This is a genomic window from Pseudomonas sp. YuFO20, from assembly GCF_035064975.1.
Classification (GTDB): domain Bacteria; phylum Pseudomonadota; class Gammaproteobacteria; order Pseudomonadales; family Pseudomonadaceae; genus Aquipseudomonas; species Aquipseudomonas putida_AE.
This window is the reverse complement of record NZ_JAXDEO010000051.1, coordinates 1-13043: the sequence shown is the minus strand read 5'-3', so window position 1 is coordinate 13043 and position 13043 is coordinate 1. Positions and strand designations below refer to the sequence as shown.

General features: G+C 62.1%; 13 protein-coding genes. 4 read left to right on the top strand and 9 right to left on the bottom strand.

All coding sequences use genetic code 11. The features are described from left to right. Positions 1 to 119: 119 nt before the first annotated feature. Positions 120 to 1220, top strand: a complete 1101-nt coding sequence (locus SOP85_RS24270) for a polyamine ABC transporter substrate-binding protein (RefSeq protein ID WP_323628460.1) — start codon at positions 120 to 122, stop codon at positions 1218 to 1220. A gap of 47 nt (positions 1221 to 1267) precedes the next feature. Here SOP85_RS24270 and SOP85_RS24265 read toward each other — a convergent pair whose 3' ends face one another. The 8 genes from SOP85_RS24265 to SOP85_RS24230 all read right to left on the bottom strand — a co-directional run bounded on the left by SOP85_RS24265 (position 1268) and on the right by SOP85_RS24230 (position 8613). Further along, positions 1268 to 3721: a TonB-dependent siderophore receptor gene (locus tag SOP85_RS24265; RefSeq protein ID WP_323628459.1), complete on the bottom strand. Its 2454-nt coding sequence runs from the start codon at positions 3719 to 3721 to the stop codon at positions 1268 to 1270. Between the two features lie 87 nt (positions 3722 to 3808). Beyond that, positions 3809 to 4789: a FecR family protein gene (locus SOP85_RS24260; protein WP_323628458.1), complete on the bottom strand. Its 981-nt coding sequence runs from the start codon at positions 4787 to 4789 to the stop codon at positions 3809 to 3811. After that, positions 4786 to 5292 (bottom strand): sigma-70 family RNA polymerase sigma factor, encoded by a 507-nt coding sequence (locus SOP85_RS24255; RefSeq protein ID WP_274078057.1) that lies wholly within the window; start codon positions 5290 to 5292, stop codon positions 4786 to 4788. Before SOP85_RS24255 ends, SOP85_RS24260 begins: the two co-directional genes overlap by 4 nt. A gap of 120 nt (positions 5293 to 5412) precedes the next feature. After that, positions 5413 to 5871 (bottom strand): MarR family transcriptional regulator, encoded by a 459-nt coding sequence (locus SOP85_RS24250; RefSeq protein WP_323628456.1) that lies wholly within the window; start codon positions 5869 to 5871, stop codon positions 5413 to 5415. A gap of 119 nt (positions 5872 to 5990) precedes the next feature. Beyond that, complete coding sequence (locus SOP85_RS24245) at positions 5991 to 6443, bottom strand: Ohr family peroxiredoxin (RefSeq protein ID WP_323628455.1); 453 nt, start codon at positions 6441 to 6443, stop codon at positions 5991 to 5993. A gap of 63 nt (positions 6444 to 6506) precedes the next feature. Continuing rightward, positions 6507 to 6959: an Ohr family peroxiredoxin gene (locus tag SOP85_RS24240; protein ID WP_323628454.1), complete on the bottom strand. Its 453-nt coding sequence runs from the start codon at positions 6957 to 6959 to the stop codon at positions 6507 to 6509. 217 nt (positions 6960 to 7176) lie between these two features. After that, positions 7177 to 7632 (bottom strand): glycine zipper 2TM domain-containing protein, encoded by a 456-nt coding sequence (locus SOP85_RS24235; RefSeq protein ID WP_323608898.1) that lies wholly within the window; start codon positions 7630 to 7632, stop codon positions 7177 to 7179. 84 nt (positions 7633 to 7716) lie between these two features. Further along, entirely contained in the window at positions 7717 to 8613 is an 897-nt protein-coding gene (locus SOP85_RS24230; RefSeq protein WP_323628453.1) for a LysR family transcriptional regulator, read from the bottom strand. Between the two features lie 100 nt (positions 8614 to 8713). On the opposite strand from SOP85_RS24230, the gene SOP85_RS24225 reads away from it, so the two are divergent. Then, the gene (locus tag SOP85_RS24225; protein ID WP_323628452.1) at positions 8714 to 9463 is read left to right on the top strand and encodes an SDR family oxidoreductase; all 750 of its coding nucleotides are present in this window, start codon (positions 8714 to 8716) and stop codon (positions 9461 to 9463) included. An 8-nt stretch (positions 9464 to 9471) separates the two neighbouring features. On the opposite strand, the gene SOP85_RS24220 is transcribed toward SOP85_RS24225, so the two are convergent. Continuing rightward, positions 9472 to 9750: a Rho-binding antiterminator gene (locus tag SOP85_RS24220; protein WP_274078064.1), complete on the bottom strand. Its 279-nt coding sequence runs from the start codon at positions 9748 to 9750 to the stop codon at positions 9472 to 9474. 249 nt (positions 9751 to 9999) lie between these two features. On the opposite strand from SOP85_RS24220, the gene SOP85_RS24215 reads away from it, so the two are divergent. Together SOP85_RS24215 and SOP85_RS24210 are read left to right on the top strand one after the other, a co-directional pair. Continuing rightward, on the top strand, positions 10000 to 11337 hold the full coding sequence (locus SOP85_RS24215; protein WP_323628451.1) for an MFS transporter: 1338 nt from the start codon (positions 10000 to 10002) through the stop codon (positions 11335 to 11337). 25 nt (positions 11338 to 11362) lie between these two features. Beyond that, on the top strand, positions 11363 to 12625 hold the full coding sequence (locus SOP85_RS24210) for a gallate dioxygenase (protein WP_323628450.1): 1263 nt from the start codon (positions 11363 to 11365) through the stop codon (positions 12623 to 12625). Positions 12626 to 13043 lie beyond the last annotated feature (418 nt).

Here is a 13043-nt window from a genome sequence, read left to right as displayed (position 1 = left end):
TGCGCACCCGCCTCCCCATCGATAAATACGAACCTGATCTTCCTTGCCCTTGGCGGTTTTGCCGGGCACTGCCGCGTACAGCACATAAAAACCATCGAGCTGACTTGGGGAATTGATCCATGGACACAATCAAACGCCTATTGGGTGCCACCGTTTGCGGGCTGACACTGCTGGCCAGTGCCGTACAAGCCGAGCAGCGCGAATTGCGGGTGTACAACTGGGCGGACTACATCCTGCCGTCCGTGCCCAAGGACTTCGCCGACAAGACCGGCATCAAGGTCACCTGGGACACCTTCGACACCAACGAATCCCTGGAGGCCAAGCTGCTGACCGGCAACTCCGGCTATGACCTGGTGGTGCCGTCGAACCAGTTCATCGAAACCCAGATCAAGGCCGGTGTGTTCCAGAAACTGGACAAGGCCAAGCTGCCCAACTGGAAGCACCAGGACCCGGCCCTGCTCAAGTTGCTGGACAAGAACGACCCCGGCAACCAGTACGGCGTGCCTTACATGTACGGCACCGTGTTGATCGGCTTCAACCCGGCCAAGGTCAAGGCCGCGCTGGGCGAGAATGCACCGGTGGACAGCTGGGACCTGGTGTTCAAGCCCGAGAACATGGAGAAGCTCAAGGCCTGTGGTGTCGCCATGCTCGACTCGCCTTCCGAGATACTGCCGTTGGCCCTGCATTACCTGGGGCTGGACCCGAACAGCCAGAACCCCGATGACTACGAAAAAGCCAAGGCGCTGATGCTGAAGATTCGCCCTTATGTCACCTACTTCAACTCGGCCAAGTACATGACCGATATCGCCAACGGTGATATCTGCGTGGCCATCGGCTACTCCGGCAGCTTCTACCAGTTCGGCAATCGCGCCAAGGAAGCAGGCAATGGGGTGGTGGTCGATTGGCGTTTGCCGAAGGAGGGCGCGCCGATCTGGTTCGACACCTTTGCCATTCCGAAAAGCGCGAAGAATGTCGAGGAAGCCCACGAATTCCTCAACACCTTGCTCGACCCGACAGTCATCGCACCGATCAGCGACTTCCTCGGTTACCCGAATGCCAACACGGACTCGTTGCCTCTGATCAACAAGGAAATCACCGGCAACCCGAATCTCACGCCGACACCCGAGGCGCTGAAAACCCTGTACGTCGTGCAGCCGTTGCCGCAGAAGCTGGAGCGGGTGCGTACGCGGGTATGGACCTCCATCAAGTCGGATAAATAACCCTCGAACCCATCGGATCCTCCCTGTGTTGAGCCTGGTGTTGAGGGTCAGAACTCCGGCGTGTACTTCAAGCTGAACATCAGGTTACGCGGTTCGCCGAAATTGTTGTTGCCGCTCAGCTGGTTGTACGCCGCCGTGTAGTAGTGCTTGTCGAACAGGTTGTTGGCGTTCAGCGCCAGGCCGATCTCCGGCGTCAGCTGGTAGCCGGCGCGTGCGCTCCAGACGGTGTAACCCGGCACGTCGTAGGTGTGTTCATAGCCCAGGGTATGGCTTTGGGTGGTGAAGCCCAGGCCCGTGCTGACACGGTTCCAGTCGCCGCTGAACTGGTAATCGCTCCACACCCGCAGCATGTGCTTGGGCGTCCAGGTGCTGAAGACCTTGCCTTCGTTTTCCGGGTCGTCGAGGAACTTGGTGGTGTTGTAGGTATAACCGGCAAACAGCTGCAGGCCGGTGAGCACTTCGCCGCTGATTTCCGCGTCGAGCCCCTGGCTGCGCACTTTGCCCGCGGCAATCGAGCAGTACCAGCCGTCGCAGGCGAAGCCCGAGGCCAGGTCGTTGAGGGCTCGGTTTTCCTGGTCGTAACGGAACAGCGCCAGGGAGGTGTTGACCCGGCCGTCCATCAGCTCGCCCTTGAGGCCGACTTCGTAGTTGCTGCCGATCACCGGCTTGAGCATCTTGCCGCTGGCGTCGCGCAGTGCCTGGGGTTCGAACACGTCGGTGTAGCTGGCGTACACCGCCCATTCGCGGTTCAGGTCATAGATGATGCCGGCGTAGGGCGTGACTTCCCCGGTTTCGTTGGCGGTGCTTTCCGGGTCGGCGTTGACCACGTCGCTGAATGCGAGCTGGCTCCATGACTTGTAGCTGTAGTCGTACCAGCTGACCCGCGAGCCGAGCACCAGGGTCAATGGTTCGATCGGCTTGACCCGCCAGCTGCCGTACAGGCCTTTTTGCCGAATGTCGTATTTGCTCGGCGTTGCCCGGCCGCCGGGGGTATTGAGTATCCCGTCGTAGCTGATTTCCGGGCGGTCGTGGTTGATGCCGAAGATGGTGTCGGTGCTGTTATTGAAGGTTCGGGCGAACTTGTCGTCGGACGTGTACTTGGAGTAGTTACCGCCGATCATGACTTCGTGCTGCATGGCCAAGGCGTCGAAGTGGCCGATGAGGTTCATGTCCAGGCCGAGCTTGGTGGCGTCGAAATCGGTCACGAAGTCGGCGTACTGCACGCCGCTGCCGTCGGCTTCCAGGCCATCGCCGCTGCTTTGCAGCCGCTGGTTTTTCGACTTGTTGTTTTCCGTCATGCGCACGGCGCCGACCTTGAAGGCCCAGTCGTCGTTGAAGTGGTGCTCAAGATCGGTGTAGACGGTGGTGACATCGATGTCCGAATGGTTCCAGCGCGCGCCGGTGTAAGTGGAGCGCGACACATCGAGGGGGCTGCCGTCGGAATAGCGCGGCAGGCCGCGGATCATCGGGCGCGACTCGGCATCGGAGTAGCTGACTGCCAGGCCCAGGGTGGTGTCCTCGCGCAGGTCGAAGTCCAGCGAACCGTACAGCGAGTGGGTCTTGCTCCATTCGTAGTCGATGAACGAGTCACTCTGGTCTTCGTCGGCGACGAAACGCCCACGAATGGTGCCGGCCTGGTTCAAGGGCCCGCCGGCGTCCAGTTGCAGGCCGTAGTGATCCCAGGAACCGGCCTTGCCGGTGACCGTCACGGTCGGGGCATACTGGCCGCGCTTGCGCACCAGGTTGATCGCGCCGCCGGGGCTGCCGGTGCCCTGCAGCAGGCCGGAGGCGCCGCGCAGCACTTCCATGCGATCGAAGAAGATCAGGTCCTGGGTGGCCCAGTTACCCAAGGCGTAGGTGTTGCGCGGGATCGGCACGCCGTCATATTGCCAGTCATCGATCTGGAAACCGCGTGAAGTCACGATCATGCCTTTGCCTACGCCCTGAAGGCCGACCAGGCCGGTCGTCTGGTTTACCGCGTCCTTGAGGTCGACCAGGTTCTGATCGTCCATTTGCTTGCGGGTCATGACGGTGACCGACTGCGGGATTTCCTTGAGGGTGTGGGTGCCCTTGCCGATGGTCACCGCCCGGGCGGCGTAGGAACCCGAGCCTTCGGTAGTGGCGTCGTCGCTGTTTTCGATGATATTGGTCGCGCCCAATTGCAGCGTAGCGCTGTCGGTGGCGGCTGGCTCGACGCTGAAGTTGCCCTGGGCGGTCACCCGCAGTTGCAGGCCGCTGCCCGCCAACGCCCGCTGCATCGCTTCTTCAGCGGACATCTGGCCCTTCACCGCCGGTGCTTGCTTGCCCTGCACGAGCGCCGGCTCCAGCGAGATGATTCGTCCGCTCTGGCTGGCAATGACATTGAGGGTACTGGCGAGCGGGCCGGCGGGCAGATTGAATGGCAGGGTTTGCGTCTGCGCCTGCACCTGTGACAGGCCAGGGCCTGCCAGGGTGGCCAGGGCAACGGCGACGGAAAGCGAGTGGGACCACGGGTTGAACACAGCATTCTCCTGAAGGTGTGAGTGTCAGGAGATAGGTGGGACGAGAAATGAAAACCGGACACGAATAAGAGTGATTTGCAAAAAAAATTATTCTTTGGCCGGTTTTGCGCGAATCAACGTCAGCCACGGACTGTAGTGATCGACCCGGATCGGCAGGGTTTCCGCCAGCGCCGCGAAGGTGCGCGCAGGGTCGTTGAGCGGGAACACGCCTTGCACCCGCAAGTTGCGAACTTCAGGGGCCAGGCGAACAAAACCGCGACTGTAGGGGCGCAGCGCATCCACGACGTTTTCCAGGGGCTCGTCCAGCACATTGAGGCGCCCGCCGAGCCAGTCGGCGCGATAACGCTGATCGCCAGAAACCGGTTCGATGTGCCGCGCGTAGAGCAGGGCGGATTCTCCCTCCTGCAGGTCACGTCGGGTGCCATTGAAGAGCGTGGCTTGGACGGAGTGCTCCAGCACCACCACACGACTGGCATCCTGCTCCTGGGCGACGAGGAAACGCGTACCCAACGCGCGCACCTCACCCTGGGCGGTGCGCACGCGCAACGGACGGCGGGGATCGGGCGCGACCTGAATCACCAGTTCGCCGTGGCGCAGGATGACCAGCCTTTGCTGGCCGTCGAATTGCAGGTCCACCGCGCTGTCGGCGTTGAGGCTCAGGCGGCTGCCGTCGGCCAGGTTGAAATCCTCGCGCTGCCCCCGTCCGGTGGACAGGTCGGCGAACAGGCTGTCGCCCAGCGGGCTGCGCGCACCCAGCCACAAACCGCCACCGAGCAGGCCTAAACCTGCGATTACCCGCAGCGCATCGCGCCGCGATGCCTGCGGTTGCAAGAGCACCTGGCGGGCATGCTCGGTGTGCCCCGGCAAGCGTCGATCGAGGGCGCGCAGGGTGTTGAAGGAACCGCCCAGGCGCTCCTGCAATCTGGCCCAGGCCTGGGCGTGCGCCGGGTCCTTGGCCAGCCAGGCATCGAAACGTGCCTGCAAGGCGGGCGTGGGGGTACCGGCGCGCAGGCGCACCATCCAGTCGATGGCCTGCTCGCTGACAGGGTCCAGGCGCTCTGTTTTCATGTCGCCATCTCGCTCAGGTAGCACTGGCGCAACGCCTGCTTCATGTAGCGGCTGACCGTGCGCTCCGACAGGCCCAGCTTTTGGGCGATTGCCACATAGCTCATGCCGTCCAGCTGGCTGTAGAGGAAGGTGGCCTTGACCACCGTCGGCAGGCCATCCAGCGCCCGGTCGATGGCGACCAGGGCTTCGATCAGCTGCAGCTGTTCTTCGGGGGACGGGGCGAGCATCTCGGGCAGGGTGGACAGGCGTTCGAGATACGCCAACTCCAGCTTGCGCCGGCGATGCCGATCGAAAATGAGCCGTCGGGCGATGGTCGAGAGGTAGGCGCGGGGTTGTTCGATGCTGTCGGGATCGACCCGGGCCATCAGCATCTGGCAAAACGTATCGGCGGCAGTGTCCTCGGCGTCCGCATGATTGCGCAGCCGTCGCTGGATATGCTGCAGCAGCCAACGGTGATGATCGCTGAAAAAGTAGCTCAGCTTGCTGGTCGAAGGAGGTTGCACCGGTGGATTTTCCAGATGTTAGTGTGAATCGTTCTCAATACTACCTTTGAGCGACGAGCCACCGCAATCGGGACTTTCCGGGCAACCGCTGTGGGGGGACCGGTTTTACAGCTTCAGAGATTATTTATCGGCATTGGTCGTGCGTATCAGATTGTTGCGCAACGCCACGATCGCCTGCTGCATCTGTGCGAAATCGTCGGGATCGAGGCCCGTTTGCGGAAAGCCGTCTTCGGTCAGTTCGGTGCGTAGTTGGCGACCGGCGTCGGTCAGGCTGATGCGCACCTGGCGTTCATCTTCCGGGTCGCGCTGGCGCAGCAGGTAACCCATCGCCTCGAGCTTTTTCAGGATCGGGGTAAGGGTGTTGGATTCCAGGAACAGCTTTTCCCCGAGGCTGCCGACGGTCTGGTTGTCCTGTTCCCACAGCACCACCAGGGTGATGTATTGGGTGTAGGTCAGGCCAAGTCGTTCGAGCATCGGCTTGTAGGCCTTGCCGAACGCGAGGTTGGTGGAATAGACCGCAAAACACAGGAAGTCGGAGAGCTTGAGATCCAGGGCGGACGTCTTGTCGGTGCTTTTCATGGGGGGTTCTCTTTGGGCAGGCTGCAAACTGAGACTGTACATCGTATGCGATGGTGTCGGAAGAGCACTAACCCTGCGGCCGCCTGGCCGGTCCCCCCGGGAACCGGCCGTGCCATGGGTTACGCGGTCTGGACGTTGATGGCGACGTCAATGTTGCCACGGGTGGCCTTGGAGTAGGGGCAGATCGCATCGGCATTGTGGGCCAGCTCGGTCGCGACTTCCTGTGACAGGCCCGGCACCCGCAGGGTCAGGCGGGCCTGGAGGAAGTAGGCGGCGCCGGTCTGGCCCAGGTCGACTTCGATGTCCACGGCCGTATCGGCCGGCAGGGTCACCTTCGCCTGTTGGGCGGCCAGGCCCACCGCTGCGATGTAGCAGGCCGACCACGCCCCGGCGAACAGTTGCTCGGCTTTCGGGTGCGGTTGCACACCGGTCAGCACATGCGCCGGAGTGGTGCTGCCGGGGGACGACAGTTCGATGTCGAGGTTGCCGTTATGGCCGCGCGAGGTGGTGCCGGCGCTGCTCAGGGTGGTGTGGGTCTTGCCGGTGGCCAGGACTTTTTCGATCTTGCTCATGATGATTTCCTCAGGTTTACCGATATGTGGTTCGCATACGCATTGATCGCATGCGACATAAAATTAGACCGTAATAACGCTCAGGGCAACGTCGATATTGCCGCGTGTCGCCTTGGAGTAGGGGCAGATGGAATCGGCGATGTGCGCCAGTTCCGTCGCGACGTCCTGTGCCAGCCCCGGCACGCGCAGGGTCAGTCGGGCCTGAAGGAAATAGGCCGGACCCGTCTGGCCCAGGTCCACTTCGATGTCGACGGCCAGGTCCGCCGGCAGCGCGATGTTGCGCTCTGCAGCCACCAGGCCGACGGCGGCGGTGTAGCAGGCCGACCAGGCCCCGGCGAACAGTTGCTCGGCTTTCGGGTGCGGCTGGGTGGCGGCGAAAACATGGGCGGGCTGGGCAGCGCCTGGGGTCGACAGTTCGATGTCGAGGTTGCCGTTATGACCGCGCAAGGTGTTGCCGGCGTTGCTCAGGCTGGTGTGGGTCTTGCCGGTGGCCAGGACTTTTTCGATCTTGCTCATGGGGTGAATCCTCAAGGGGGCGGTCAGGTTCGATTAGTGTCGTATACGTTTAGATCGCATCCGATGCAAGTGATCGTCCTCCAGAAGCTGATTAGCGTCAAGGGGTATTTTCATCTCTGGACGACGAACGGTCTGATTCAATTCGCGTTCAATAAAAAGCCCCGGGCTGTTGAGGCCCGGGGCTTTTAACTATCGGTGCTCGACGGCGGGGTGATGATCAGCCCTGCGGCACTACCCGGGCTTCATTGCCGGTGCCTTCGATATAGACACTCTGGCCTTTGCTCAGAGCGGCATTGATCGGCTGGGTCACCGACACCAGCACGCCGCTTTTGGTGCGCACGATAATCTGCTGGGCTTGCTGCGGTTGATCATACTTTTTCTTCTCGGCGTAGTTGCCGCCCGCCGCACCGGCGAGGGCGCCGGCGACCATGGCCACATCGCGCCCGGTGCCCGAACCGATCAGGCTGCCGATACCCACGCCCGCCAGTCCGCCAAGAATGGCGCCGACGCCGCTGTCGTGGTTGGTCTGCATCTGCGTCATGGTGATCTGCTCGATTTTCCCCGAGCGGATTTCCATCTCGCCGGCGCCACCACTTCCAGCATCGACGGCGGCGCAGGCGCAAAGCACAAGACTTACGAGGGTAATCGTCAGCCAGGAAGCGGTGTTTTTCATGTCGAACTCCATCACCAGGGGAAGCGGTTCATGCAAACGCATCAGCGCAGGTTAGACGAAGGAGACTAGCACAGGGCCCCGGTTTTACTGGCCGCCCAACCGCTGCAGTTCCTGCTGCACAAAATCGGCGAACAGTCTGATCCGGATCGGGGTCAGCGTACCAAAGGCGTGCAGCGAATGAATCGCCAGCGATGGCAGGGGGTGGTCGGCCAGCACTTGTACCAAGGCGCCTGAATCCAGGTCTTGTTGCACCGTGCATTTCATCAGGTAGGCCACGCCCATGCCGCCGAGCGCGGCGCCGCGCAGGCCGAACCCCGAGTCCAGGCCGATGCGACCGCGGGGGACCAGGGTTTCACCGTCGGCAAAGACGATCGGCAGGGTTCGGCCATTGAATTGATAGCGCACGAAGGGCAGGGCGCGCAGTGCCTCGATGGAGGTAGGGGTGCCCCATTCGCCGAGGAACACCGGGGAGGCGACCAGGGCCATGTCGAGCTGGGCCAGGGTACGGCTTTTCAAGTCGCTGTCGAGGAGGCTGCCGACGCGAAAAATCACGTCGTAGGCTTCGCGAATCACGTCCACATGGTGATCGAGCAAGGTCAGGTCCAGCTCCACATCCGGGTGGTCGCAGAGAAACACCGAGTGGATCCTCGGCAGCAACAGGCGTCCCAGGTCGCTGGGCATGCTCACCCGCAGGTGACCGCGGGCGCCGCCGGTGTGACGCAGCGCATCGGCGCTGTCGTCGATGGCGCGCAGCAGCGGCGCGACCCGCTCGAAAAATGCCTGGCCCTCGGGGGTCAGGCCGAGCATGCGCGTGGAGCGGCGAAACAGCTTGGCGTTGAGTTCGGTTTCCAGCCGGGCAATGCTTTTGGAGATGGCCGAGGGCGTGGTGCCGGCATTGCGCGCGGCGGCGCTGAACGAGCCGGCTTCTACCGCGCGGACGAAGGCGATCAGGCTGGCCGACTGGTTCAACAGGTTGGACATCTTGTGACTCCGCAGCACAACAGATGTGCCTGGTGCTGGACTGGTTGGCGGGGATGCGCGCGACATAATACTGCGCTCCTTCAACAAGTGGAGTCAGCAGATGCAACGTCTACAAGGTAAGGTCGCGGTGATCACCGGCGGCAACAGCGGCATTGGTCTGGCCGCCGCGTGTCTGTTCGCCAAAGAGGGGGCGCAGGTGATCATCACGGCGCGCCGCCAGGAGATACTCAATGAGGCGATACGCCAGATCGGCCATGGCGCCATCGGCATCAAGGGCGATGTCGCCAGCCTCGAACACCATGGCGAGGTGGCCGAACAGGTGCGGGCGCGCTTCGGTGCGCTGGATGTCTACATGGCCAATGCCGGGGTCATCACCCTGACGCCATCGCAGCAGGTCACGCCGCAAGAATACGACGCGCAGTTCAACATCAACACCCGTGGCGTGTTCTTCGGGGTGCAGGCGATCACGCCGTTGCTGCGCGACGGTGGCAGCATCATTCTGACCAGCTCCCTGGCGGCGAGCAAAGTGCTCGACGGGCATGCGGTGTATGCCGGTTCCAAAGCGGCCATCGCGGCATTCGCGCGCAACTGGGCGCTGGAGCTGCGCGCGCGGCGCATCCGCGTCAACGTGTTGAGCCCAGGCCCGGTGGATACGGCGATCATTGGCAAACTGGGCGTCACCGAAGAACATCGCCCGGGGTTTGTGCAAATGATGGCGGACATGATTCCGGCAGGCCGCCTGGGCGAGGCCCATGAGCTGGCACAAGCGGCGCTGTACCTGGCGTCCAGCGACAGTGCATTCGTCAACGGCATCGAATTGCACGTGGACGGCGGCATGTCGCTGGTCTGACACAGGCCTCAGAATGTGCAGGAGGCATCGGAAAATACCACCCGGCCAAACTGTGCATTCGCATCCAGTGGCGTAATGGCCAGCAGGTGGTCCAGGCGAACCTCCTGCTGTCCATCAGCCGTTTCAAGGCGCAGAAACTCTTCCTTGTCGCTGGAGGTTCGCGTGGTCAACGCCGTGGCGACCAGGCGTGAGCCATCGTGCAACTCGATGTCCAGTCGATAACCGCGCAGGCAGGCGATCTCCAGATAGTCATGCAGATCGCAGTTCATGGGCCGGTAGGTGTTCATGTCGTTACTCCTGACAACCTTGCAGTTTGAGGATGAAGTAACCCTGTTTGTCGATTCACGCTCATTGTAGACATCACCTCGAAAATCACCCGATAAGAAAAACCGATACCCGCTTAAGGATTTCCCAGAGGCGGGGCAGGCCCGTGCGCCTTTAGAGTCACGCCCAAGGTTTGGCTGGCGGATGGCTGATGGGCCTGTCGCCGCTGCCACGCCAGTCGGAATTTCTATAAAAACAAGAAGGTGATAAGCATGAGTCACGACACGGTCGATATCAAAGCGTGGATCGACAACCGACCGGTTGCCGGGTACCAGTGGCTGATCATGAGCCTGTGTTTCTTCGTTGTGCTGTTCGATGGTTTTGATGTCGCGGTCATGGGTTTCATCGCGCCTTCGCTGATCCAGGACTGGGGGCTTTCCAAGGCGGCCTTTGGCCCGGTGATGAGCGCCGGCATGGTCGGCCTGGCCATTGGCGCCTTGACCGCCGGCCCTTATGCCGACCGCCTGGGACGCAAGAAAGTGCTGTTGATTGCCGTGACGGGTTTCAGCGTGCTGAGCCTGGCCTGTGCCTTTGCGCGCAACCCCTACGAATTGGCAATCCTGCGGTTGCTGACCGGGGTCGCGCTGGGCGCCGCAATGCCCAATACCACCACGCTGCTTTCCGAATACCTGCCGGAGCGCAATCGCTCGCTGTTCATCACCCTCATGTTCACCGGTTTCAACATGGGCTCGGGGTTGGGCGGTTTTCTCGCGGCCTGGTTGATCCCGCACCACGGTTGGCAATCGGTATTGCTCGCTGGCGGCATCCTGCCGCTGGTGCTGCTGCCGTTCCTCTGGCTGCTGTTGCCCGAGTCGCCGCGTTTCCTCGCGGCACGGAATGCCCCGGCCAGTCAGATCGCCAAGGTGTTGAACAAGTTGGGCGGGCGTTTCTCGGCGGCCACGACATTCACCATCAGCGAGCCCCAGGTCCAGCATAAGGCGCCGGTGCGCATGTTGTTCAGCGAGGGTTACCGCTTCGGCACGCTGGCACTGTGGATGACCTACTTCATGGGGCTGCTGGTGATCTACCTGACCATGGGCTGGATGCCGACGCTGTTGCGCGAAGGTGGCCTGTCCATCGAACGCGCAGCGACCATCACCGGCCTGTTCCAGATCGGCGGCACGGTCGGCGCGATTGTAGTCGGCTGGGCGATGGATCGACGTAATCCCAACGCCGTCATTGCGACCTCCTATGCATTGGGCGGCGCGTTCATCCTGCTGCTGGGGGCTTTCAGCCTGGAGTCGAGCCTTTTGGCATTCGGCGTCGTCGCGGCAGGCTTCTGCATGAGCGGTGCGCAGACCGGTCTCAACGCCTTTGCGCCCGGTTACTACCCAACGGATTTCCGCGCCACGGGGGTGAGCTGGATGCTGGGCATCGGTCGTTTCGGCGCTATCTTCGGCTCTCTCATCGGTGGTGCGGTGCTCAGCCTCGGGTTGGGCCTGCCGCTGCTGTTCACCCTGTTGAGCGTGCCGGCCTTCATCGCCGCGCTGGCGATCCTGGCCAATGGTCATGCACGGCGTCGGGTCAGCCAGGCTGTTCTGGCGCAATAATTATCTTCGAACACAGGAACTCGTCATGGCACGCATCATCGGTGGTCTCGCCGTATCCCACACTCCTACCATCGGCTTCGCAGTCGATCACGACAAACAGCATGAGGCGGCCTGGGCGCCGATCTTCGAAGGCTTCGAACCGATCAAGGTATGGTTGAAGGAGCAACGGCCGGACGTGTTGTTCTACATCTTCAACGACCACGTGACGTCGTTTTTCTTCGACCATTACGGCGCGTTCTCCCTGGGCGTCGATGAGCGTTACGAGGTTGCTGACGAAGGTGGCAACCCACGTTCGTTGCCGGCGGTTGGCGGGCATGCGGCGCTGTCGCGGCACATTGGCCAGAGCCTGATGGCCGATGAATTCGACATGAGTTTCTTTCGCGACAAACCGCTGGATCATGGCTTCTTTTCGCCGATGTCGGCGCTATTGCCCTGCGAGCCTGAATGGCCGGTGGAAATCGTGCCGCTGCAGGTGGGCGTATTGCAATTCCCGATCCCCACCGCGTTGCGTTGCTACAAGCTGGGGCAGGCGCTGCGCCGGGCGATCGAAAGCTATCCCGAAGACTTGAAGGTGGCGATTGTCGCCACCGGCGGCGTGTCCCACCAGGTGCATGGCGAGCGTTGTGGTTTCAACAATCCGCAGTGGGACGAGCAGTTCATCGATCTGCTGGTCAACGACCCGGTGCGCCTGACCGAAATGACCCACGCCGAGTACGCCACCCTGGGCGGCATGGAAGGCTCGGAGGTGATCACCTGGCTGATCATGCGCGGCGCCTTGTCGGCCACAGTGAAGAACCTACATCAGGACTACTACCTGCCGTCGATGACCGGCATCGCCACCCTGTTGCTGGAAAACCAGGACCGGCCGGTGCCCGCCGAGGTCAACGCGCGTCACTTGCAGCACATGCAGCACCAGTTGGCGGGCATCGAAAAACTCGAGGGCACCTATCCGTTCACCCTGGAGCGCAGCGCCAAGGGCTATCGGCTGAACAAGTTCCTGCACCGCATGATCGAGCCGCAATGGCGCCAGCGTTTTCTCGACACGCCCGAGGCGCTGTTCGAGGAAGGCGGCTTGAGCGAAGAGGAACGCGAGCTGCTGCGCCGCCGTGACTGGCGCGGGTTGATCCAGTACGGGGCGATCTTCTTCGTGCTGGAAAAACTCGCCGCGGTGCTCGGCATTCCCAACCTGCAGGTGTACGCCGCCATGCGCGGCCAAAGCCTGGACGAGTTCATGAAAACCCGCAATCAGCAGGTGCTGTACTCGGTGGCGGGCAAGGCCCCGCGCTGATCTGTAGGAGCGAGCGTGCTCCCGTTGGCTGTGAGTCAGGCGACATCTCTATCAACGGGTCGGCCGTCTTCGCGAGCAAGCCCGCTCCCACATTTTGATCGGTGTCATGCACAAGATCTGTGTGCACTGGAGATCCCTTGTAGGAGCAAGCTTGCTCGCGAAAGCGGTGGGTCAGGCGACATCTCTGTCAACGGGTCGGCCGTTATCGCGAGCAGGCTCACTCCCACATTTTGATTGGCACCGAGCACAAATGCCGGGTGCGCTGGAGATCCCCTGTGGGAGCGGGCTTGCTCGCGAAAGCGGTGGGTCAGGCGACATTTCTATCAACGGGTCGGCCGTCTTCGCGAGCAGGCTCACTCCCACATTTTGATTGGCGCCGAGCACAAATGCCGGGTGCGCTGGAGACCCCCTGTGGGAG

Coding starts and splice junctions, on each gene's coding strand:
- SOP85_RS24225 (WP_323628452.1), top strand. CDS start 8,714: ATGCAACGTCTACAAGGTAAGGTCGCGGTGATCACCGGCGGCAACAGC.
- SOP85_RS24210 (WP_323628450.1), top strand. CDS start 11,363: ATGGCACGCATCATCGGTGGTCTCGCCGTATCCCACACTCCTACCATC.
- SOP85_RS24230 (WP_323628453.1), bottom strand. CDS start 8,613: ATGTCCAACCTGTTGAACCAGTCGGCCAGCCTGATCGCCTTCGTCCGC.
- SOP85_RS24220 (WP_274078064.1), bottom strand. CDS start 9,750: ATGAACACCTACCGGCCCATGAACTGCGATCTGCATGACTATCTGGAG.
- SOP85_RS24270 (WP_323628460.1), top strand. CDS start 120: ATGGACACAATCAAACGCCTATTGGGTGCCACCGTTTGCGGGCTGACA.
- SOP85_RS24245 (WP_323628455.1), bottom strand. CDS start 6,443: ATGAGCAAGATCGAAAAAGTCCTGGCCACCGGCAAGACCCACACCACC.
- SOP85_RS24240 (WP_323628454.1), bottom strand. CDS start 6,959: ATGAGCAAGATCGAAAAAGTCCTGGCCACCGGCAAGACCCACACCAGC.
- SOP85_RS24215 (WP_323628451.1), top strand. CDS start 10,000: ATGAGTCACGACACGGTCGATATCAAAGCGTGGATCGACAACCGACCG.
- SOP85_RS24250 (WP_323628456.1), bottom strand. CDS start 5,871: ATGAAAAGCACCGACAAGACGTCCGCCCTGGATCTCAAGCTCTCCGAC.
- SOP85_RS24260 (WP_323628458.1), bottom strand. CDS start 4,789: ATGAAAACAGAGCGCCTGGACCCTGTCAGCGAGCAGGCCATCGACTGG.
- SOP85_RS24235 (WP_323608898.1), bottom strand. CDS start 7,632: ATGAAAAACACCGCTTCCTGGCTGACGATTACCCTCGTAAGTCTTGTG.